Annotated in this window: 18 protein-coding genes; 5 read left to right on the top strand and 13 right to left on the bottom strand. The window is 45.4% G+C overall.

Annotation, left to right across the window (positions count from 1 at the left end; all coding sequences use genetic code 11):
- Positions 1-748: 748 nt before the first annotated feature.
- On the top strand, positions 749-3,217 hold the full coding sequence (gene recG, locus P5674_RS14350) for an ATP-dependent DNA helicase RecG (protein ID WP_014277213.1): 2,469 nt from the start codon (positions 749-751) through the stop codon (positions 3,215-3,217).
- A gap of 14 nt (positions 3,218-3,231) precedes the next feature.
- On the opposite strand, the gene P5674_RS14345 is transcribed toward recG, so the two are convergent.
- The 11 genes from P5674_RS14345 to rfbF form a co-directional block, all read right to left on the bottom strand.
- Positions 3,232-4,182, bottom strand: a complete 951-nt coding sequence (locus P5674_RS14345; protein WP_014277212.1) for a DUF362 domain-containing protein — start codon at positions 4,180-4,182, stop codon at positions 3,232-3,234.
- A gap of 36 nt (positions 4,183-4,218) precedes the next feature.
- Entirely contained in the window at positions 4,219-4,542 is a 324-nt protein-coding gene (locus P5674_RS14340; protein ID WP_315670056.1) for a hypothetical protein, read from the bottom strand.
- A gap of 609 nt (positions 4,543-5,151) precedes the next feature.
- Entirely contained in the window at positions 5,152-5,670 is a 519-nt protein-coding gene (locus tag P5674_RS14335; RefSeq protein ID WP_043469140.1) for a DUF192 domain-containing protein, read from the bottom strand.
- Positions 5,671-5,734: 64 nt separating this feature from the next.
- Positions 5,735-6,430, bottom strand: coding sequence for a response regulator transcription factor NblR (nblR, locus tag P5674_RS14330; RefSeq protein ID WP_006618537.1), 696 nt, complete (start codon positions 6,428-6,430; stop codon positions 5,735-5,737).
- Between the two features lie 50 nt (positions 6,431-6,480).
- Positions 6,481-7,398, bottom strand: coding sequence for an NAD(+) kinase (locus tag P5674_RS14325; protein ID WP_014277208.1), 918 nt, complete (start codon positions 7,396-7,398; stop codon positions 6,481-6,483).
- Positions 7,399-7,535: 137 nt separating this feature from the next.
- The gene (locus P5674_RS14320) at positions 7,536-8,513 is read right to left on the bottom strand and encodes an SDR family oxidoreductase (RefSeq protein ID WP_006618539.1); all 978 of its coding nucleotides are present in this window, start codon (positions 8,511-8,513) and stop codon (positions 7,536-7,538) included.
- A gap of 207 nt (positions 8,514-8,720) precedes the next feature.
- Entirely contained in the window at positions 8,721-8,822 is a 102-nt protein-coding gene (petM, locus tag P5674_RS14315; protein WP_006618540.1) for a cytochrome b6-f complex subunit PetM, read from the bottom strand.
- A 116-nt stretch (positions 8,823-8,938) separates the two neighbouring features.
- Positions 8,939-10,168 (bottom strand): class I SAM-dependent methyltransferase, encoded by a 1,230-nt coding sequence (locus P5674_RS14310; RefSeq protein ID WP_006618541.1) that lies wholly within the window; start codon positions 10,166-10,168, stop codon positions 8,939-8,941.
- 83 nt (positions 10,169-10,251) lie between these two features.
- Positions 10,252-11,484 (bottom strand): class I SAM-dependent methyltransferase, encoded by a 1,233-nt coding sequence (locus P5674_RS14305; RefSeq protein WP_062946004.1) that lies wholly within the window; start codon positions 11,482-11,484, stop codon positions 10,252-10,254.
- Between the two features lie 274 nt (positions 11,485-11,758).
- Positions 11,759-12,796 (bottom strand): NAD-dependent epimerase/dehydratase family protein, encoded by a 1,038-nt coding sequence (locus tag P5674_RS14300; protein ID WP_014277207.1) that lies wholly within the window; start codon positions 12,794-12,796, stop codon positions 11,759-11,761.
- Positions 12,720-13,574 carry a glucose-1-phosphate cytidylyltransferase gene (gene rfbF / locus P5674_RS14295; protein ID WP_014277206.1) on the bottom strand — a complete coding sequence of 285 codons (855 nt, stop codon included), beginning with the start codon at positions 13,572-13,574 and terminating at the stop codon, positions 12,720-12,722. The genes P5674_RS14300 and rfbF overlap by 77 nt, the downstream gene beginning before the upstream one ends.
- 220 nt (positions 13,575-13,794) lie before the next feature.
- On the opposite strand from rfbF, the gene pdxA reads away from it, so the two are divergent.
- Complete coding sequence (gene pdxA / locus P5674_RS14290) at positions 13,795-14,841, top strand: 4-hydroxythreonine-4-phosphate dehydrogenase PdxA (RefSeq protein ID WP_014277205.1); 1,047 nt, start codon at positions 13,795-13,797, stop codon at positions 14,839-14,841.
- Between the two features lie 45 nt (positions 14,842-14,886).
- Here pdxA and P5674_RS14285 read toward each other — a convergent pair whose 3' ends face one another.
- On the bottom strand, positions 14,887-15,408 hold the full coding sequence (locus P5674_RS14285; RefSeq protein WP_006618546.1) for a hypothetical protein: 522 nt from the start codon (positions 15,406-15,408) through the stop codon (positions 14,887-14,889).
- Between the two features lie 142 nt (positions 15,409-15,550).
- Here P5674_RS14285 and rpsD point away from each other — a divergent pair, with 142 nt between their 5' ends.
- On the top strand, positions 15,551-16,159 hold the full coding sequence (gene rpsD, locus P5674_RS14280; protein WP_006618547.1) for a 30S ribosomal protein S4: 609 nt from the start codon (positions 15,551-15,553) through the stop codon (positions 16,157-16,159).
- Positions 16,160-16,212: 53 nt separating this feature from the next.
- Here the strand turns inward: rpsD and moaA are convergent, their stop codons facing one another.
- Positions 16,213-17,202, bottom strand: a complete 990-nt coding sequence (gene moaA, locus P5674_RS14275) for a GTP 3',8-cyclase MoaA (protein ID WP_014277204.1) — start codon at positions 17,200-17,202, stop codon at positions 16,213-16,215.
- Positions 17,203-17,999: 797 nt separating this feature from the next.
- Here moaA and P5674_RS14270 point away from each other — a divergent pair.
- Both P5674_RS14270 and P5674_RS14265 read left to right on the top strand, forming a co-directional pair.
- Positions 18,000-19,610: an outer membrane protein assembly factor BamB family protein gene (locus P5674_RS14270; RefSeq protein WP_315670055.1), complete on the top strand. Its 1,611-nt coding sequence runs from the start codon at positions 18,000-18,002 to the stop codon at positions 19,608-19,610.
- A gap of 503 nt (positions 19,611-20,113) precedes the next feature.
- Positions 20,114-20,929 (top strand): outer membrane protein assembly factor BamB family protein (locus P5674_RS14265; protein WP_315670054.1); only part of this gene is annotated, 816 nt, incomplete at its 3' end.

Below are 20,929 nucleotides of genomic sequence, written 5' to 3'. Positions count from 1 at the left end.
TCTAGTGCCAAAGCTCTTCGGTAAGCCTCAATGGCTTCTGGCAGTTTCCCTTGGTCAGCTAGGGCCAGACCGAGATTGTTGTGAGCCCAAGCATTATTGGGGTCTAGTGCCAAAGCTCTTCGGTAAGCCTCAATGGCTTCTGGCAGTTTCCCTTGGTGATATAGGGCAACACCGAGATTGTTGTGAGCATAAGCATTATTGGGTTCAATCTCCAAAAACTCCCGCCAAATCTGTTCTGCTTCCCTATACCTCCCCGCCGCCCGGGCTGCATTCCCCCTTTCAAACCATTCGCCCACCGTCTGAGCCGCCAAACCTGACGGCAGGAGGGTTAAGGACAAAGCCAGCAATATTGGTAGGGCAAATCGCCGATATATCATAGCAGCCACCTCTCAATATCCCCATGTTTCAGTTTAATGCCTTTTTGGTCAGATGGCGAGAAATTCACCCGGTTTTTGTGAGAGTTTGTCGGACCTCCCCAGAGATAGTCATAGAAACCCGGTTTCTGGGAGGTTGGGGGGAAACAAACCCGGTTTCTGGGGGTTTCTGGGAGGGTTTATCGGACCTAGCGCAAATATGCTATATTGATTAAATAGTCATCTACTATTGTCATAACTAGCCACCATAGCCCATGGTTTCATGATATCCGCAATTTCTGAATTTGTCAAGTATTTGAGCTTGATTAATCCACCAATAAACCCTTATAATATCAACAAAGTTGGCAATCAAAAGCAGTTAAAATTAATCACCTATGGCAATCTATGAACCCGATTGGTCTCGTCTCCAAAAAGCCCTATCTGTAGAAGCAGAACGTGGGTTTAATAATATTCAGGGCAAAGAGTATAGATTTCATGAATTCTTACAAATCAGCATTAATAAACTCATCGAAATTATCCCCCTAGAAGCCCATGAAGTAGGTCAAAAATTAGTGGGAAATTTTGCCAGATATTCCCAACTAATCACCGAAGATAGACAGCATTTGATAGCGGAAACCCATAACTTTTTAATCCAAGCCGAGCGCCTGTTAGAAGCCCAGAAAAAACTCGCCAAAAATCAGCCCCCAGAGCCATCCCCTAGCCCTCCCCGTCGCAGCAGTACCCAGGAAGTTACCCCCCCCAAATTACCGGAATTAGACCAGGGATTAAAAGAACTGGTGGGACCCAGAAATAGCGACCTTTTAGCCAGGCTGGGAATTTATACGATTTATGATTTACTCTATTATTATCCCCGCGACCATATTGATTACGCCCGCCAAGTCCCCATCAAAGAATTAGAACCTGGGGAAACTGTTACCATTGTGGCAGAGGTGAAGCGGTGTAATTGTTTTAGTAGCCCCAAAAATCGCCATCTCACTATTTTAGAATTAATCGTCAAAGACCGAACCGGACAACTCAAAATTAGTCGTTTTTATGCCGGAAATCGCTATAGCAATAAAGGCTGGCAACATAAACAAAAATATAACTATCCTCCGGGAGCGATTATCGCGGCTTCTGGGTTGGTCAAAAAAAATAAATATGGCATCACCCTAGATAACCCAGAATTAGAAATATTAGACCGGGCTGATAGTCATGCTGCTTCCATGAAAATTGGCCGGGTTTTACCGGTTTATCCATTGTCGGAAGGCATTGGGGCGGATTTGGTCAGGAAGGCGGTTTTGGCGGCATTACCAGCAGCTAATAAACTCCCGGAATCATTGCCTCCCAAATTGCGGGAAAAATATCAGTTAATTGAAATCTCCGATGCTATCACCAATATTCACTTCCCCCCCAACCGTGACTGGTTAGCCTCGGCTAGACGACGCTTAGTATTTGATGAATTTTTCTATCTGCAAATCGGCTTATTGCAGCGGCGACAAGTTTCTAAAACTAACGAAAAAAGCGCGGCTCTCCTCCCCCAAGGAGAACTAATTGAACAGTTTTATAAAATGTTGCCTTTTGAATTGACTAAGGCTCAAAAACGAGTGATTGGAGAAATCTTGACGGATCTCAACTCGGAAGAACCTATGAATCGCTTAATTCAAGGAGACGTTGGGGCGGGTAAAACTGTGGTGGCTGTGGTGGCAATGTTGGCGGCAATTCAAGCCGGATATCAGACGGCTTTGATGGCTCCCACGGAGGTTTTGGCGGAACAACATTATCAAAAATTGGTGGGTTGGTTGAATTTAATGCACCTTCCGGTTGAGTTGTTGACGGGTTCGACTAAGACTGCTAAACGTCGCCAAATTCATGCTCAATTACAAACGGGAGAATTGCCGGTTTTGGTGGGGACTCATGCGTTAATTCAAGACCCGGTGAATTTTCATAAGTTGGGGTTGGTGGTGATTGATGAACAACACCGCTTTGGGGTGCATCAACGGGCTAAGTTACAACAAAAAGGTGAGTCCCCCCATGTTTTGACGATGACGGCAACTCCTATTCCGCGCACGTTATCCCTGACTTTACACGGAGATCTCGATGTTAGTCAGTTGGATGAATTACCACCAGGAAGACAGCCAATTCAAACGACTATGTTATCTGGTCGTAAACGTCAGGAAGCATACGATTTGATTAGCCGAGAAGTGGCACAAGGACGACAGGTTTATGTGGTTTTACCTTTGGTGGAAGAGTCGGAAAAATTGGATGTGCGATCGGCTGTTGAAGAACATCAAAAGTTGCAAACTAAGATTTTCCCGGAATTGGCGATCGCTTTGTTGCATGGTCGCATGAGTAGCCAGGAAAAAGAAGCGGCGATCGCTAAATTTAGGGAGGGAGAAACCAATATCCTAGTATCAACAACTGTCGTAGAAGTTGGGGTTGATGTTCCTAATGCTACGGTGATGTTAATTGAAAATGCGGAAAGGTTTGGCTTGTCACAATTGCACCAACTACGGGGTCGCGTCGGTCGTGGCGCTCACAAGTCCTATTGTTTGTTAATGTCGGGGAGTTCCTCACCGGAAGCCAAGCAAAGATTACAGGTTTTGGAACAGTCCCAGGATGGCTTTTTTATTGCTGAAATGGATATGGAGTTGCGGGGTCCCGGTCAGGTTTTGGGAACCCGTCAGTCCGGTTTACCTGACTTCGCTTTGGCTAGTTTGGTGGAAGACCGCGAAGTTTTGGAACTAGCCAGAGAAGCCGCCCAAAAAGTCATCCAGAAAGACTACACCCTGGAACGTTGGCCGGCTATGGTCGCGGAGTGGAACCGACGCTATCAAAAAATGATGGGAGGATCGATTTTGACTTAGGTTGACACCAAAACCTATAGGGCTTGTCTTCGCTCCCCGATTAGCTTAATATATATATGCCGAAAAGTTGATCTGATTACCCTGGGTAAGCCGAAATCTATGGGGGTCATTGTGTCGGGGAGTCGCCAATCGTCAACCCGTAAATCGTCCGGGTGCAACAGAGGAAAAGCGATCGCCTCTAGCTCCCCACACAACCCTAGACTTTTCGCCGCCACTAGGGTCGGGACTAAATCCCATTGTACCCCTAACAGTTCTACCATTGCCCTATCGAGAGCAAAAACGTCCTCAGAAGCCCCTAGCAAGCCCAACAAGCGCGGTTCCCCGTTACTCGGACCATTTCCCTCATGGGCGATAATACCATCAATAATCGTCAATTCTGGGGCGATCGCTCTAGCAGTTTCTACCAACATTCTACCAAAGCGATCGGCATCTTTTCCCGCTTCCATGTGCCACCAGGCCTTCATTTTCCCCGGAACACAACCAAACAGGTTTTTCACCCCCAGAGTCATTGTTAGCTGGGTGTGAGATTTCACCTTGGGGAGGTTAATCACAACGTCCGCTTCCATAGCCTCCCGACTTAACCGCAGGCGATCGAACTCTTGGGTATCCGTTGAATACTGGCGACCGTGAAATTCCACCACCGGTAAGTCTAACTCCCTAATTAGGGGTAAATAACCGTTGGCTTTCGCTACCCCTAAAGCACTCCCAAAAGCTGGACTATCCCCTAAAAATGGCTGACCACCTACTTCCTTCACTAACCTAGCCACCGCCGCCACCAATTCCGGACGGGTTACACATTCTTTAGTCGGACGAGAACCCGTTAATAAGTTCGGCTTTAATAAAACGCGATCGCCTGGCTTTACCCATCTTCTCACACCTCCCAAAGGTTCTAACAAGGCTTCCAAAGAATGGCGCAAGGCTGAGGGTTCATAGGAACTTGCTCGAATTAAACTTACTGAAGACATGATTTTAATATGAGACGCACCCGCCAATTAACTTAACTACTGCTGTACTCCAATTTTACCCGCTGCTCCCCTTTGTAAGGCGGTTACCCTCTGAGCATTAGTGAAAGTAGCTTGATCTCGAATTTGAGGAAGTGGCGGCTTCACTTCTACCTTAGTTACCTTAGCCATACACACCAAAACCGTTTGATCAATTAAGTGCAAAGTTACCCACCGTTGTGATAACAGTTGGGGCAATTTTTGGGCTAATTCAGTGGCAGAAATTGGCATACTGAACGTTTCAACTTGACCACTTTCATAGTAAAATGAGATCTGTGGCTCCCCTGTCTCTACCTGCATTGTCGCAAAAGAACCTTTAGGCATGATTGTTCCCTCAATTCAATTAATGTCTTGACACTATGAGGCTGAAGATACGAGAGTTTAAATTCTAATCGTTTTCCGTTGATTTCGTCAAACTTTCCCAGATGTGGCGATCGCACCAAATCACTAAAAATACCCCTAAACTACTTAAAGCCTAGTAGGAGGCTACTAGGCTCTAAACCGACTGAGTAAACTCAGTTGACTCAAGCAGACGTTGGTTAAGTTACTCAGAAAAATGATAGGATCTAAATTTGGTTAACAAAATTTGCAACAACTCTGACTCAGGGAACTCACCTTTAAATCAAGCCGATACAGGCTCCGTTTATAGCACCGATCCCAAACAAACTCAACTTACGAGAGCCTTCAGGCCGGGAGTCTACCCCTTTGACGATGCTAACAAGTTATAGCTCGAACGCACTGTTCAGACGCTGCAATTGGACTCAAGCGGGCGGACACAGGCTTCAAGTCCGAACTGGGTTACTCAAAGAATTTACTTCTTCTTGTGTCCTCATAGTGCTAATATAGCACCATTTTCTGAGTAGGCAAGCATAATTTACAAAGTTTTACAATAGCCATGACAATAGCGATCGCCAAAGAGGTAGCAACACTATTCTATGGAGATTCAAGAAAGCTAACCGAGATGCGATCGCCCAACTGTAAACCCAATTCCTCAGTGAGCCCCCCGCGCAACTCAATCACCTTGTCCACCATCACATCAGTAGGTCCATAGGTCGGACAAGGATCAGCCTCGCAGGGGAGAGCATTAACCTGAATATAACGAACCACCCCATCGCGCATAAAAACCATATCCAAAGGAATCTTGCAGTTTTTCATCCAAAACCCCACCAACTCCGGGCGATCGAAAACAAATAACATACCGCGATCGTCAGGAAGGAAAGTCCGAAACATCAACCCCAAAGCCTGTTGTTCAGGAGTTCTCGCCACCTCAAGCTGAATTTCGCGATCGCCAATCATAGCTTTAGCCGTAATCGGTAGCATTTGACCCTGATTAAAAATCTGCGCCATATCCTGATCAAACTGATCAGCAGGGACGGATATCCTATGGGTATCACAGCCTACCAACAAGCAAGTAATAGTCACACAACTTAACCCCAACCGCCGCCAATCCATCACCCACCGCCCAGACCCGCCGCCAGCCTTCGTGATCAGACTTACACTCAAGGTAAAAATCGACCTAGGTATCTCGCAAAACATATCCTACACCTCTAACAGTCTGAATCAATCGTTTTTCCCCTTCCTCCTCAATTTTGAGTCGCAAATAGCGGATATAAACCTCAATCACATTAGACTCTCCCAAAAAATCATATCCCCAGACATTTTCCAGGATCTGTTCACGAGTCAAAACTTCCCGGGGATGTTCCATTAAATATTTCAGTAAATCAAATTCCTTCATAGTTAAATCGATCGCCCGATGGTTACGAATAGCCCGTCTCGTAGCCAAATCCAAGACCAAATCCCCAAACCGCAACATATCCAACTGATTATCTTCAGATTTTAGATATAGCTTCACCAAATCCAGGAACCCCTCACAGCGATAGGGTTTGAGAAAATAATCATCAGCCCCTGATTCCAAAGCCGCCACCCGGTCATCAACCGCATCACGAGCCATAAATATCAATATAGGCGCAGTGCAGCCCATTTCCCGGAGATGGCGACACAGAGACAATCCCGACTCTCCCCCCAGCATCCTATCTATCACAATCAAAGCCGGTTGCACTTCCATCACCTGATGTAAACCCATCGCGGTATTGTGAGCCACTACCGGATAGTAACCGGACTCGTGCAAGTCATTACTGATATTTTCAGCCAACAGTTGATCACTTTCAATAATCAATATTGAAGCACGGGAATCTAGGGCGATCGCATTCATACGGCAATAGTTATTAACAGTAGAAAACTAATTGATTCGACTCTTGTGCCTCAAGGTAGTTCCACAGAAGTAGGTTTCGCGATATGAGGGAGTCCCCAGCCTAGTTTTTCCCGCAAAATTTGGAAAAATTCCGGTGGTTTCAGACGAATAAAACGAGCCGGAAAAGGCGATCGCTCTACTCGGACGTGATATTCTGGTAGAACATAACATCCCCCATTGCCATCAACCACCATCACCAATTGATTCGGACTAGCCGGATAAATACTCACCACTTCCCGGTCTGCATAAACCAGAGCCCGCGAAGCCAAAGAGTGGGGACAAATTGGCAACAATTGCAGAACCCCCACCCCCGGCGTAACCACTGCTCCCCCCGCCGACAGACAATAAGCAGTGGACCCAGTCGGAGTAGAAATAATCACCCCATCAGCAGCAATATCAACTGGAGCATGGCGACCTATTTCTATTTCAAAATGGCACATACAGGTCATTGGTTCCCGGTGTAGCACCATTTCATTTAAACATAGAGCCTCCCAGAGCAAACTTTCCTGGTTAAATACTCGCACCAATAGCATTGTGCGTTCCTCAACCAAATATTCCCCAGCCAAAACCGCTTCTAAGGCTTGGGGTAACTGATTTAGATAAGTTTCCGTCAGAAATCCCATGTGGCCTGTATTTACCGCCAACATCGGAATACCCTGGGGCGCTAATTGTCGGGACGCAGACAGAACCGTACCATCTCCCCCCAGGACAATAGCAAGGCTCATATCGCGATCGAACTCTGGCGGCGCTAACCCCTCGATCGCAGTATGACACAGAGGGCGATCCGGATTGGAATAACCCAAAATCCCCCCCATTCCCGTAGCTACAAAAACATCCCAACCCAGGTTGGTCAACTTGTCCTTTAATTCAGTTGCACTGCGACAAGCAGCAGCCTTAGCATCGTTATAAAGAATCCCTACTTTTGGCACTGGGATAAACTTAATAATGGTTGATCAACAATCAGTGGGGCAAATTTACTTAGCGCCCCATTGTACCACAATCAGCAAAATACTTGACTGATTGATTCTACTAGCCTACTACAACATCAGCCTACAGCCAAATACTCTCACGATTTGAACGGGCTGCGCTTTTGTTTACGTTTTTTCTGTTTTTCTCGTTCATATTCCAACTCTTTCAGTTTTTTCATGATCCGACCAAAGTATTCTTGTAGGTAACTTTCCAGCGTCGTATTTTCTTCTGGGTTCATACCCAATATCTGATACGTCTCATCCATTGACGCTTTCAGAGGTTGACCCGTTGCGAGAACTTCCACAAACGCCAGCCGATCTGAAATATTCAGACTCCACTGGAAAAATCGAGTAACTTTGCGGACAATGCGGACAATGCTGTTAGGTGTGCGCGTGACTCTCGCTTGTTTCCCTGACAGTCTTTCGCACAAGCGGATAATTTCATCCGCTGTCCAAGCCCTCGAACCCACCACCGGAAACGTTTTATTCTCAGCTTCAGGGACTGATAACGCCCGGATCGTGATTTTAGCGATATCCTGAGTATCCATATAGGCGATCGGAGAACTTACCCCTGGAACCCATACAGACTGACCATCTAAAATCGGGATCGCAAATTGACCAATTAAGCCTTGCAAAAAGCCACAGGGTCTCAGAATTGTATATTTAAGGCCAGATTCAGCTAAAAACTTTTCTGTACAGCGTTTAATCTCTAATAATGGCACTTGCGTATATTTTTCCGCATCCAAGAACGAAAAAAACACGAATCTCTCTACCCCAGCCGCTTTAGCCGCCTGAATTAGCGCCACTTTCCCTTTCCAGTCTACATCTTTAATACTTAGGGAATCTGTCGGGCGCGCCGTCGCCGCATCAATTACCACCTTTACCCCCTCTAGCGCCGGTTTTAACGTTTCTGGATCACATAAGTCTCCCGGAACCAGCTCTGCACCCCACTCTTTCAGGAAAGCAGCTTTTTTGTAACTACGCGCTAAACAACGGACCTGGTAGCCTTCATCTAATGCTCGGCGGGCTATCTGTCTACCTAGAGTACCTGTGGCACCAACAATTAATAATGTCATGAATAACCAATATGGGGCTTAAACTTTACCTAAAATATTATCAAAGATTCTCTCATTTTTTTACAAAACTTCATAATTTGCTCAGATTAGAGCCCTACCCCTACCACACCACTAGCGCTAATGGCCATTACTACCATTAGCGCCAACAGCAATCAGCACCGGATAACTCCTTATCTGATGCACCTAGTAGGGTTCCGCCTCTGGTGACTATTCCCCACCTTGGATTTTCAGGAGGAGGAACCCGCCACCTAATCCCACCAGAATCAGAACAAAGGACAGAAACGCCGCATTAAAAATTTCACCAGCCATAAATTTTGGATCTCCTGTACAAGTCTAAACAATTGCCCTATCTATTTTAGGGTGAACCGGTAGCGATCGCACCAAAAATAGCCATCAGCCCCACCCATACCCAGTCGCCACCCCCATTAACTCAAAGGAATCAGCTCTGTTGACACCCCCATCTCATCCAGCATTTTCTGGATTTCTGCACAGTAAATCGGGTTCATCACAATAATCTCATCCGGCTGATATTCCTTCAAAAATTCCGGCGACATAATTTCATGACCAACACCCGGAATAAACTGTCCGTGTCGGTGAGGATTAATATCTACAATATACTGCACCTGATTCTCAGTTTTTAAAGTCGTCAGAAACGCCACACATTTAGAACCAGAACCCCAAACTACAACCCGCTTTCCGGCTTCCTGGGCGGTCTTTAGATGTTCTTTCCAATGATTAATTTTGCCTTGAACATGAGTCGCAAAATATTTCATATCCTGTTTAACTTCCTCTGGGCTTTCCTCAAAAGGATGAATTTTACCGGACAAATCCGAGACAGGTTCCCCCTCAATTAACAGATATTGGTCACCATAGGCTAAATATACATCCGTCACCTCAAACCCAGAAGCCCGGAATAAACGAGCCAAAGTTCCTGGCGTAAAATAAGAACAATGTTCATAGTAGATGTCCTCAAAAGCCAAATCCTTCAAAACTCGACCCATATCGGGAATTTCAAAAAAGACAGAAGTTGGGCGGTTCCCAATTGAGCGCCGCACCGTCCCCACAAATTCAGCCGTTGGGTAGATATGTTCTAAAGTATGGCGACAGCAGATAAAATCCCCCACATATTCACTGTAGCCCTCTGAATAATAGTCTTGAATAAACCTAATTCGTTCCGTGGCTGGGCTTTGGACTCGTCCCACCACCGCCGAAGGGTCAATACCCACCCCTCGGTTATTCCCTAACTCGCACATTAGCACCAAAAAATCACCCTTGCTACAGCCGATTTCAACTACATCTTTATCCCGGAGATTATACTTATTAATCAGCCGATTCGCTAAATCCAGAGCAAACTGATTAAATGTTGGTGAAAAACTTTGCTGGTCTTCATAATTCGGGGCGTAGGCTGACCATTTGGAATCAAACTCAGTATTCGTAATAAAACCGCAATTTTCACAGTATCCTAACACCACATCCCCGCGCGGAAAATCTAAAGCCTCCTGTCGGGTTGGCATCATTAAGCAACTATGAACTGGGACATCCCGCACCTCGTAGAAAACCCACATTTCCTGATGACCGCAGTTAGGACAAGTATGCTCAACTAACTTAAACTCCGGTTCAGTATTAGCCACATCTGCCACTGATTTACTACTCATATTTATCTCCTAATTTTACTACCAATAAAACTCAATTAAAACTCAATATTGGCGCTGCTTAATCTCCCAGAATTTCCCGATTATCAACCCACAATTTTTGGCTGAGGTATCGGAATGATAAACTTCCCACCCCCGTCTCGGTAAGCCTGTTGCTGCTTGATAATTTCTTCCGCAAAATTCCACGCCAAAATTAAAACATAATCGGGCTGGTCTTCTACTAATCTTGACGGCGGTACAATCGGTAAATGATTGATACTCATAAAACGTCCGTGTTTAAATTGGTTCAAGTCCGCTACATAATCTAACAGAGTTTTATTAATACCAAAATAGCTTAACAACGTCGTCGCTTTCGCCGCCGCACCGTAACCTACTACCCTTTTATTCTGTCGCTTCAACTCCCACAGAATATTTAGTAAATTATCCTTAATAACCTCTATGCGATCGGCAAAATCTTTATAATAGTCCATACGGTCTACCTTTAATTCCCTCTCCTGTTTAAGCAGAGATTTTACCGAGTTTTGAACCGCCTCTTTCCGTTCCACAAACAACCGCAAAGAACCCCCATGAATAGCCGTCCGCTCAATATCATTTAGATACAGAGAATGGCGGCGAAATAGACGCTCAAGCGCCGTTACTGAAAAATAACACAAGTGTTGATGATAGATAGTATCAAATTCACAATGATCTACTAAATCTACCACATAGGGAGCTTCAATTACCGCTACACCATCCGGCTTTAATAGCGTATAAATCCCCTCAACAAAGCCATTTAAATCAGGGACATGAGCCAAAACATTATTGGCTAAAAATACATCCGCTTTTTTGCCCTCAGCCTCTAATTTTTGGGCTAAATCTTTAGTGAAAAAATCATGAATTGTCGTAACTCCTGATTCTCTCGCTTTGGCTACCGGACCCTTAGCCGGGTCAATTCCTAAAACCGGAATCCCTTGTTCCAGAAAGTTTTTCAGCATATATCCATCATTACTCGCCGCCTCAATTACCAGACTATTACTATTCAATTTTCTGGATTTAATAATGTTTTCGGCGCTATCACCAAAATGCTTCAGTAACGAAGGAGAGACTGACGAAAAATAAGGATAATCTCGACCAAACAGAATTTCTGGGGGAACACTAACCGTTATCTGAACCAGTCCACAGTCTGGACAAAATACTAAATCCAGAAGGGCTGTATATTCCGGCTTATCAATATTCTCGCGGGTGATTAATCCATCAGCTAGGGGAGTGTAGCCAAAGGAAATAATTAGTTCTAGGTTTTCTGAACCACAAGAACGACAGACTGGTATGGAGTCAGGCATATTTTAAAGATGTTTGATTGCTACAGGATCAGAATATTTGGAAACTGACTCAATTACGGAGTCAATTTATAGATATGGTCTTGTCTAACCCGGCTACTAATTAACTAAATGGAATCACAAGCCTATAGCTATTATCTCTAGCTGTTGGTTAGATAGTCATAAAGTCGATTTTTCAACTTATTTAACACACTTCAACAGCTATTAATTAAACGGTTTATGATGCCATTTTTAAATGGTTAATAGATGATTTAACCTTGGCTAAACAGTTGTATATTTAAGCATTGACCGGGCTTTTCCATCGCAAGCTATTATCTAAACTTCCTTCTCCAATGAGTTTCTGAATGTGAGCAATACGTTTGTAGCGTTCCCCCTCAAACTCTTCGAGAGTCAGTCCGATTTTTTGATACGCTGCATAGAGTTCTGACGCACCACGACGCGCATTCCATTCCGGTTGAAACTCTGGTAAGGCTTCTAAAATCTTGCTACAATTTACCCGATAACAACGCTTATCAGGTCCGCCATCTTCTGCATATTCAATCGTGCAATTTGGCACAATTTCTTCAACTATATTCGCTAGGTCGCGGATGCGGTAGTTATCCTCATTACGACCGACATTAAAGGCTTGATTATGCACGACTTCTCGCGGGGCGTGTAAGGTAGCAATGAAAGCTCGGCAAATATCCTCAATATGAACAATGGGTCGCCAAGGAGTCCCATCACTCTTGATATAAACCCGCCCCGTAGTGAAAGCCCAAGCCACTAGGTTGTTTAATACCAAGTCAAACCGTAAACGGGGAGAAACACCATAGGCTGTAGCATTACGCAGAAAAGTAGGACTAAAGTTATCGTCTGCTAGTTTGCTAACATCTTGTTCAACCATTACCTTGGAAATACCGTAGGGAGTGACTGGATTAAAAGGTGATTCCTCCGTTAGCCAGTCGTCTCCTCCTGCGCCATAGTTACTACAAGATGATGAGAAGATATAGCGACTTACTCCGGCTTCTTTGGCTAGTTTGGCTAACTTCACAGAAGCCTGATGATTGATTTCGTAAGTTAACTCAGGATTCAGATTTCCTAGGGGGTCGTTTGACAGTCCCGCTAGGTGCAAAATTGCATCGAAACCCTCAACGTCTGAGGCTTCAATGTCGCGAATATCCTTACATATTTCGGGAATTTCTGTAATCCCTTCCCCAAATGTACACTGTTTGAATATGTCGCTGTCTAGTCCAATAACTTCATGCTTTTTTGCTAACAGCATTGGGACTAATATTGTCCCGATGTAACCCTTGTGTCCCGTCAGTAATAATTTCATCTTCTTCTCTCCAAGTTTTCCAAGGTGCTTGATTGGTTTCCCACAGTGCTTCTAAACGACGTTTATCTCGCAGAGTATCCATACACTGCCAAAAACCGTCATATTGATAAGCCATTAATTGACCATCTTTGGCTAGGTTTTCTAAGGGTTCTTTTTCCCACTGGGTATCATCCCCAGCAATGTAATCATAAATTCCGGGCTCTAGTACAAAGAAAGCACCGTTAATCCATCCTTCACTAATTTGAGGTTTTTCGGAAAATTCAACTACTCGATTTCCGTCTATTTTGGGTAGACCAAAACGCGCAGGGGGTCGCACCACTGTCATGGTGGCTAGTTTGCCGTGACTTTGGTGAAATTCTAATAATTGCTTGAGGTTAATATCCGAAACTCCATCACCCCAAGTTAACATAAATGTCTCATTATTTACATGGGGAATAAGTTGCTTTATCCGCCCGCCAGTATTGGTATATAACCCGGTATCTAGTAGTTCTACTATCCAATCCTGACGGTAGCCCCCATCAATGTTAACTTTGCCTGTGCCTAGGTTAACTGTGAGCTTATTACTGTTTAAAGAACAGTAATCTACCATATATTTTTTGATTACTTCTGATTTGTAACCCAAGGCAATAATAAAGTCCTTAAATCCATGGTATCCATAGTGCATCATGATATGCCAGAGGATAGGACGACCTCCGATTTCGACCATGGGCTTGGGTTTACTTTCTGTTTCTTCGGCAAGGCGGGTTCCCAATCCACCTGCTAGGATTCCAACTTTCATAGATGTTACTCAATAGGGAGTTTGGGTTGATGCAATTTGAATCTGTCGAGTCTGGAATGAGCCTGAAAATTAACACATTATTTAGTATAAGCTGTTGACTTAAATCCATATAGGGGCTATTGTAAAACTTAACATCTTGATTGTGAAGATTTGGTAAAATCTCGGCAGTTTATGACAGGCTGAACCTCAATAATAAAATTATGTTAAGTTAAGGGTAGAAATGTTAAGACGTTTGGCGATTACTTTGGGAGACCCGGCGGGAATAGGGCCGGAGGTGGTTTTGAAGGCTTTGGCTAATTCCACTTGGACTGACAAGTGCGAGATCACTGTGGTGGGTAGCCGTTGGGTGTTGGAAAATACCTACCAACAACTCAGGAAAACTACTCAAGCGATCGCTAATCCTGATCATCTCAATATTTTAGATATTAATGATGGACCCTCCCCATCCTCTATTAAATTTGGGGTCGGAAATGCCAGCAGTGGGGCGGCGAGTTTTGCTTATCTGGAAACAGCGATCGCCTCCACCCTCAAAGGGCAATTTCAGGGAATTGTTACCGGACCTATTGCCAAAAACCACTGGAAAGCCGCCGGACATCACTACCCAGGACAAACCGAACTTTTAGCACTGCGTTCCCAAGTTAACCGCTACGGAATGCTATTTGTAGCCCGATCGCCCCATAGTAACTGGACTTTACGCACCTTACTCGCCACCACCCATATTCCCCTATCACAAGTCCCTCAAACCCTCACCCCTCAACTCCTAGACCAGAAACTAGAGTTACTCATTCTCTCCCTAGACCAGGATTTTGGTATTAAAACCCCCAAAATAGCCGTTGCTGGACTTAATCCCCACAGCGGCGAAAACGGTCAGTTGGGAACCCAAGAACAAGATTGGCTAATTCCCTGGATACAACAAAAACGCGATCGCTATCCCCAAATTCAACTAGACGGACCTATCCCCCCCGATACATTATGGGTCAAACCCGGTCAAGCCTGGTATGGCCAAAACACAGCCGCCCATGATGCTTACCTCGCCCTTTACCATGATCAAGGATTAATCCCCGTTAAGCTAATGGCATTCGATCGCGCCGTTAATACCACCATTGGTTTACCCTTTATCCGCACCTCCCCCGACCACGGAACCGCCTTTGATATCGTCGGTCAAGGTATTGCTGACCCCTCCAGTTTTCAAGCGGCGATCGCCTTAGCCATAGAATTAGCCCATCAGCCCCGCAACCATCTCCACCCCATTTTATTCAATAGTTAGACGCAATAGCTATAGAACCCCTTAAACTATCGCGCCAACAACTATTTAAAATCTCCTATCCATATCACTAAACTGTTCTGGGGGATTTAGACAAACCCTAAGTAAGTCATTAACAGCAAATTCCGTGCTACCGCTACCCATTCCCACCACACAAGAAGCATAACGTTCCGGTAGAAGAGAGCGACCGCAACCTTCCAACACAGTTAAAGCATTAGCCTCACTATTGCTCCTAGTAATATTAACCACACAATTAGCCAACTCCTGCGGGCGGCGAACACTCATACATCCCAAAACCGCCTCATCCCCAGCGATACCAGCATCACGAGTAATAAGAGTCACGCACTCACCAATACTTGTAGGTCTAATCGCCATACCACAAGCCGTCGCTGTAGCCCGAGGAGACACCCCAGCATCCTCCAATTCTCTCACACATCTAGCATAATCAGCCTCAACCGTCAACCGATAAGACGGGAAACCTTGAGCCGCCGATTTTACCGGAATCATAGCCCATAACAGGCTAACTACTGTCAGGGGAAGACCCCAAGCCAATTTTTGGGAATTCAACATTTGCTTCAATATAGCTAATCAAATTTTCGCTCATCATACCACCGCCTGTTTTTCAAAGCGATCGCCTTTACATCTTGCCCATTTTCGTTTCAAGAACTTATAATAGAAGATTGGTGAAATTTTTATGTTGAGAGGAACTTAGATGTCTCGATATCGAGGACCCCGGCTTCGGGTTGCACGTCGTTTAGGGGATCTTCCCGGACTCACCCGGAAAACAGCCCGACGTGCCTATCCCCCTGGTCAGCACGGTCAAGCTCGCCGCAAACGTTCAGAATATGCAGTTCGTTTAGAAGAAAAGCAAAAACTCCGGTTTAACTATGGTTTGTCTGAACGACAACTGTTGCGTTATGTCCGCAAAGCCCGTCGCGCCTCCGGTTCCACCGGTCAAGTCTTGCTGCAATACCTAGAAATGCGTTTGGATAACACCGTGTTCCGTCTCGGTATGGCTCCCACTATCCCCGCAGCCCGACAGTTAGTTAACCACGGTCATATCACCGTTAACGGTAAAGTTGTAGATATTGCCAGCTATCAGTGCCGTCCGGGCGAAATCATTGGCGTGAGAAATAGAGACAAATCTCGCGAAATGGTCAAAGCTAATCTTCAGTATCCTGGTTTAGCTAACGTCCCTAGCCATTTGGAGTTAGATAAAAATAATCTCACTGCTACAGTAAATGGTGTGATTGAAAGAGAATGGGTCGCTCTTTCCATCAATGAACTACTCGTCGTTGAATACTATTCCCGTATGGCTTAATTATTGGCATTCTCCCGTTAAACAAACTTTCTAACGGGAGAATATCAATTCCATTAACCACCAATTTGCGACATCGTGCGGCTATATCCCTGGGAGCTTCCTGTATCCCTGTCCTTAAAATTGATTTCCGGTTTCATACCTAGCAAATCCCTAACCTGTTTTTGTAGGTCCTCCACCGGAACACCCTCCCGTAAAGCCGTTTTTAGGTCGATCTGACCCGTTTCATTCAGTAAGCAAGGCCTTAACCAACCATCCGCCGATAGGCGCATTCGGTTACAGCGATCGCAAAAACATTCCGACATCTGGCTGATAAATCCTAGGGTTCCCTTAGCACCCGGAATTTGAAATATATCTGCTGGTCCGTTCCCTCGTACCTGGGATTCTGCTAAACCCCAACGCTCCCGAATTTCCTCTCTCAGCTTTTCCGATGCTACCCAACCGCGATCGCCAAATAACTCGCCATTGCCAATAGGCATAAATTCGATAAACCGAACGTGCCAATCCCGGTCTATCGTTAACCCTGCTAAATCTAGGATTTCATCGTCATTTACCCCCGGAATTACCACCACATTCAGCTTCAGTGGGTTGAACCCTACCCGATAAGCCGATTGGATTCCGTCCCAAACCTGTCGCCAGCGATCGCGCCCACGATTACCAATAATTTGATTAAAAATCTCAGGTACTAGAGAGTCTAAGCTAATATTAATCCGCCTTAAACCTGCCTGATAAAGAGATTCTGCCATCGGGGATAGCAAAAAACCATTAGTCGTCATTGATAGATCCTCCGTTTCCGGGAATCCCGCGATTTTTGACACTAATTCCGTTACCCCAGGACGCAGCAACGGTTCACCCCCCGTTAGACGAAACTTAGTGAACCCCACCGGGATAAAAACTTCCCTTAGCAGCTTCAGCAGTTCCCAGTTAGTCAGTAAGTCCATCTCTAGGATATAGTCAATTTCTGCCCCCTCCGGCATACAATACTGGCATCGAAAGTTACACCGATCTATTAGGCTCACTCGAAGATAATCAACAACATTATTCATCTGGTGGTTTTTTTGCTAACTTTGCCCTTGCTCTGTATATTGTTACCCATCAGCTCTGTACTGGGATTTTGTAAACTTTTGTAAAGTTTTGTAAAGTTTTGTGAAAAAATCGGCCTTTTTTTGAGGGGGGGTTGCCTTTTGCTGGGGTTGCTGCTATACTTCTAATATAATGGGATAGTTGCAATTTTTTTATTTGTGGCAATATTCCATTATATAAAAATATGTCAATATTATACCGCGATCGCCACCCCTTGTCAACCCCCCCTGATTAAGTATTTGTAAAGTTTTGTAAAGTTTTGTGAAAAAATCGGCTTTTTTTTGAGGGGGGGTTGCCTTTTGCTGGGGTTGCTGCTATACTTCTAATATAATCGGATAGTTGCAATTTTTTTATTTGTGGCAATGTTCCATTATGTAAGAATATGTCAATATTCTACCGCGATCGCCACCCCTTGTCAACCCCCCTAATGTTGAAGCTGACATTAACCAAGAGGGGAATCCCTATCTCAACAGCACCAGTCAATTGCTGCATTAATCTGGTTGCCAACTTAGTAACAGTCAAAAAATCACATAATCTCCAGGAATTAACCCTGTTTGTAAAGCACGAATGCCGTATTAGAATAATAACGTAGCGATCGCTCTTTTAGGATTCATTTCTATCTGGCTGTTCATCCAGGCGTGACCGCCAAAGTGTTACATCCTTTTTTAGAACTTTTGCCCGGAAATCGGCGATCGATATTTAGACAGGGTGGCCCAAAATTTCTCCTTAAACCCAATTAAATTACCAACTCTAGTCAGTCATGATATCCTACTGTCAAATTTTAAGCGATCGGCCTCAGCACCGACTATCCGAACCCGAAGTTCAAGCCATCCTCCAAACCATCTTAATCCAGTTAGTACCTCTGCACCGTCAGGGAAAAGCCCATCAAAATATTTCCTTGCAAACCTTGCAACAACAAGGGGAACAGACGATTCTGTTGCCCCCAGAACACCCCAATATCAGCGCTTATCCAACCCAAGATATTTACGACTTAGGTTTAGTAGCCCTCGAATTGCTCACCGGACAAGTCCCCAGTCCCCGCCGCATTGACCTAACCTGGGACTGGAATCACCACTGTTTAATCAGCGACCAACTCAACGCCATTTTGGAAAAGATGGTCACTCCCAACCCCGACCAGCGTTGGCAGAATGCTAGTCAAGTCTTATCAGCCATGGGCTTAGTAGTTCCCACCCCTCCTCTCCCCCTGAAACCATGGCAGTGGGTACTGGTTGAGGTAGCCACAACATTAGTCGTCCTAGTCGGTGGTTTGGCAATTGGTAGCCAGTTTATTCCCGCCCTCAGACCCCTAGTTCCCAGTCCTATCTGGAGTTGGCAGATTGAACAGGAGAATACTGCCATGTTTCGGGGTAATCTAGAGCGAACCGGAGTCTATCCTCCAGGCGGACCCACAGAATTGACTCGACTGGTGTGGAAGTTTTCCGCAGAAAGTTCCATTCGCTCTTCCCCAGCCGTCTCGGAAGGGGTTATCTATTTTGGCAGTCGGGATAATCACCTCTACGCCCTAGATGCTAAAACTGGAAAGGAACGCTGGCGCTTTCAAACACAAGGTTGGATTGACTCTTCCCCAACTGTCTCGGAAGGCATCGTCTATTTTGGCAGTGGCGATAATCATCTCTACGCCCTAGATGCTAACACCGGACAGCAACTCTGGCGCTTTCAAACAGAAAGTGATATTCCCTCTTCCCCAGTCATCGAAGCCGGCGTTGTCTATTTTGGCAGTTTCGATAATCACCTCTACGCCCTAGATGCTAACACCGGACAAGAACTCTGGCGCTTTCAAACAGAAAATTGGATTTTCTCTTCCCCAGCCGTCTCGGAAGGCATCGTCTATTTTGGCAGTTTCGATGGTAACCTCTACGCCCTAGATGCTAACACCGGACACCAACTCTGGCGCTTTCAAACAGAAAATTGGATTCGCTCTTCCCCAGCCGTCTCGGAAGGCATCGTCTATTTTGGCAGTTTCGATGGTAACCTCTACGCCCTAGATGCTAACACCGGACACCAACTCTGGCACTTTACAACACAAGCTGTGATTGCCTCTTCCCCAGCCGTCTCGGAAGGCATCGTCTATTTTGGCAGTGCCGATAGTCACTTCTACGCCCTAGATGCTAACACCGGACACCAACTCTGGCGCTTTAGAACACAAGCTGTGATTGACTCTTCCCCAGCCGTCTCGGAAGGCATTGTCTATTTTGGCAGTTGGGATAGACACCTCTACGCCCTAGATGCTAACACCGGACAACAACCCTCGCGCTTTCAAACAGAAAATTGGATTCGCTCTTCCCCAGCCGTCTCGGAAGGCATCGTCTATTTTGGTAGTGGCGATAATCACCTCTACGCTGTCAAATAACAACTAACCTCCCCTCCCCTCCCCTCCCCTCCCCTCCCCTCCCCTCCCCTCTCCTTATTTCCCCCAACTTGAGTTCTCAGACCTGGAATTATATTAACTTTTGTAAAGTTTTGTGAAAAAATCGGCCTTTTTTTGAGGGGGGGGGTTGCCTTTTGCCGGGGTTGCTGCTATACTCCTAATATAATGGGATAGTTGCATTTTTTTTATTTGTGGCAATACTCCATTATGTAAGAATATGTCAATATTCTACCGCGATCGCCTCCCCTTGTCAACTCCTTGGGAGTCAATCTCAGATATTGACTAAAAAATCAACACCAGAAGAATCTGGGGGGGTGCAATCGCTTTTTTGGGATTCATTTCTATCTGGCTGTTTATCCAGCCATCACCGCCAAAGTGTTACATCCTTTTTTAGAACTCTTACCCGGAAATCGGCGATCGACATTTAGACCGCGTAAAAACCAATATTTTGTTAAACTTAATTAAATCACAAACTCTAGTCAGTCATGATATCCTACTATGAAGTTTTAAATCATCGGAGCCAACGTAGACTATCCGAACCGGAAGTTAAAGCCATCCTGGAAACCGTCTTAATCCAGTTAGTTCCCCTACACAGTCAGGGAAAAGCCCATCAAAAGATTTCCTTGCAGACCTTGCAACAAGAAGGGCAACAGACAATTCTCTTACTCAAACACAACCCCAATGTCAGCGGTTCTCCGACTCAAGATATTTACGACCTAGGTTTAGTAGCCCTGGAATTGCTCACCGGACAAGTCCCCAGTCCCCGCCGCCGCCACCCCGACTGGGACTGGGATAAGCACTGTTTAATTAGTGACCAACTCAACGCCATTTTGGAACAGATGGTCACTCCCAACCCCGACCTGCGTTGGCAGAATGCTAGTCAAGTCTTATCAGCCATGGGTGTAGTAGTTCCCGCAACTCGTCCCCCCCTGAAACTATGGCAGTGGGGACTCGTGGGTGCAGCCACAACATTAGTCCTCGTAGTCGGTGGTTTGGCAATTGGCAGCCAGTTTATCCCTGCCCTCAGAACCCGATCCCCCAGTGCTATCTGGAGTTGGCAGATGCAACGCGACGGTGCAACCATGTTTCGGGGTAATCTAGAGCGAACTGGAGTCTATCCTCCAGGTGGACCCACAGAATTGACTCAACTGGTGTGGAGGTTTAGCACACAAGCTGCGATTTCCTCTTCCCCAGCCGTCTCTGAAGGAATTGTCTATTTTGGCAGTTGGGATAGACACCTTTATGCCCTAGATGCTAACACTGGACAGGAACGCTGGCGCTTCAGAACACAAGCTGTGATT

This window comes from Limnospira sp. PMC 289.06 (assembly GCF_032350395.1).
Taxonomy (GTDB): domain Bacteria; phylum Cyanobacteriota; class Cyanobacteriia; order Cyanobacteriales; family Microcoleaceae; genus Limnospira; species Limnospira platensis.
This window is presented reverse-complemented; position numbering and strand designations above follow the sequence as displayed.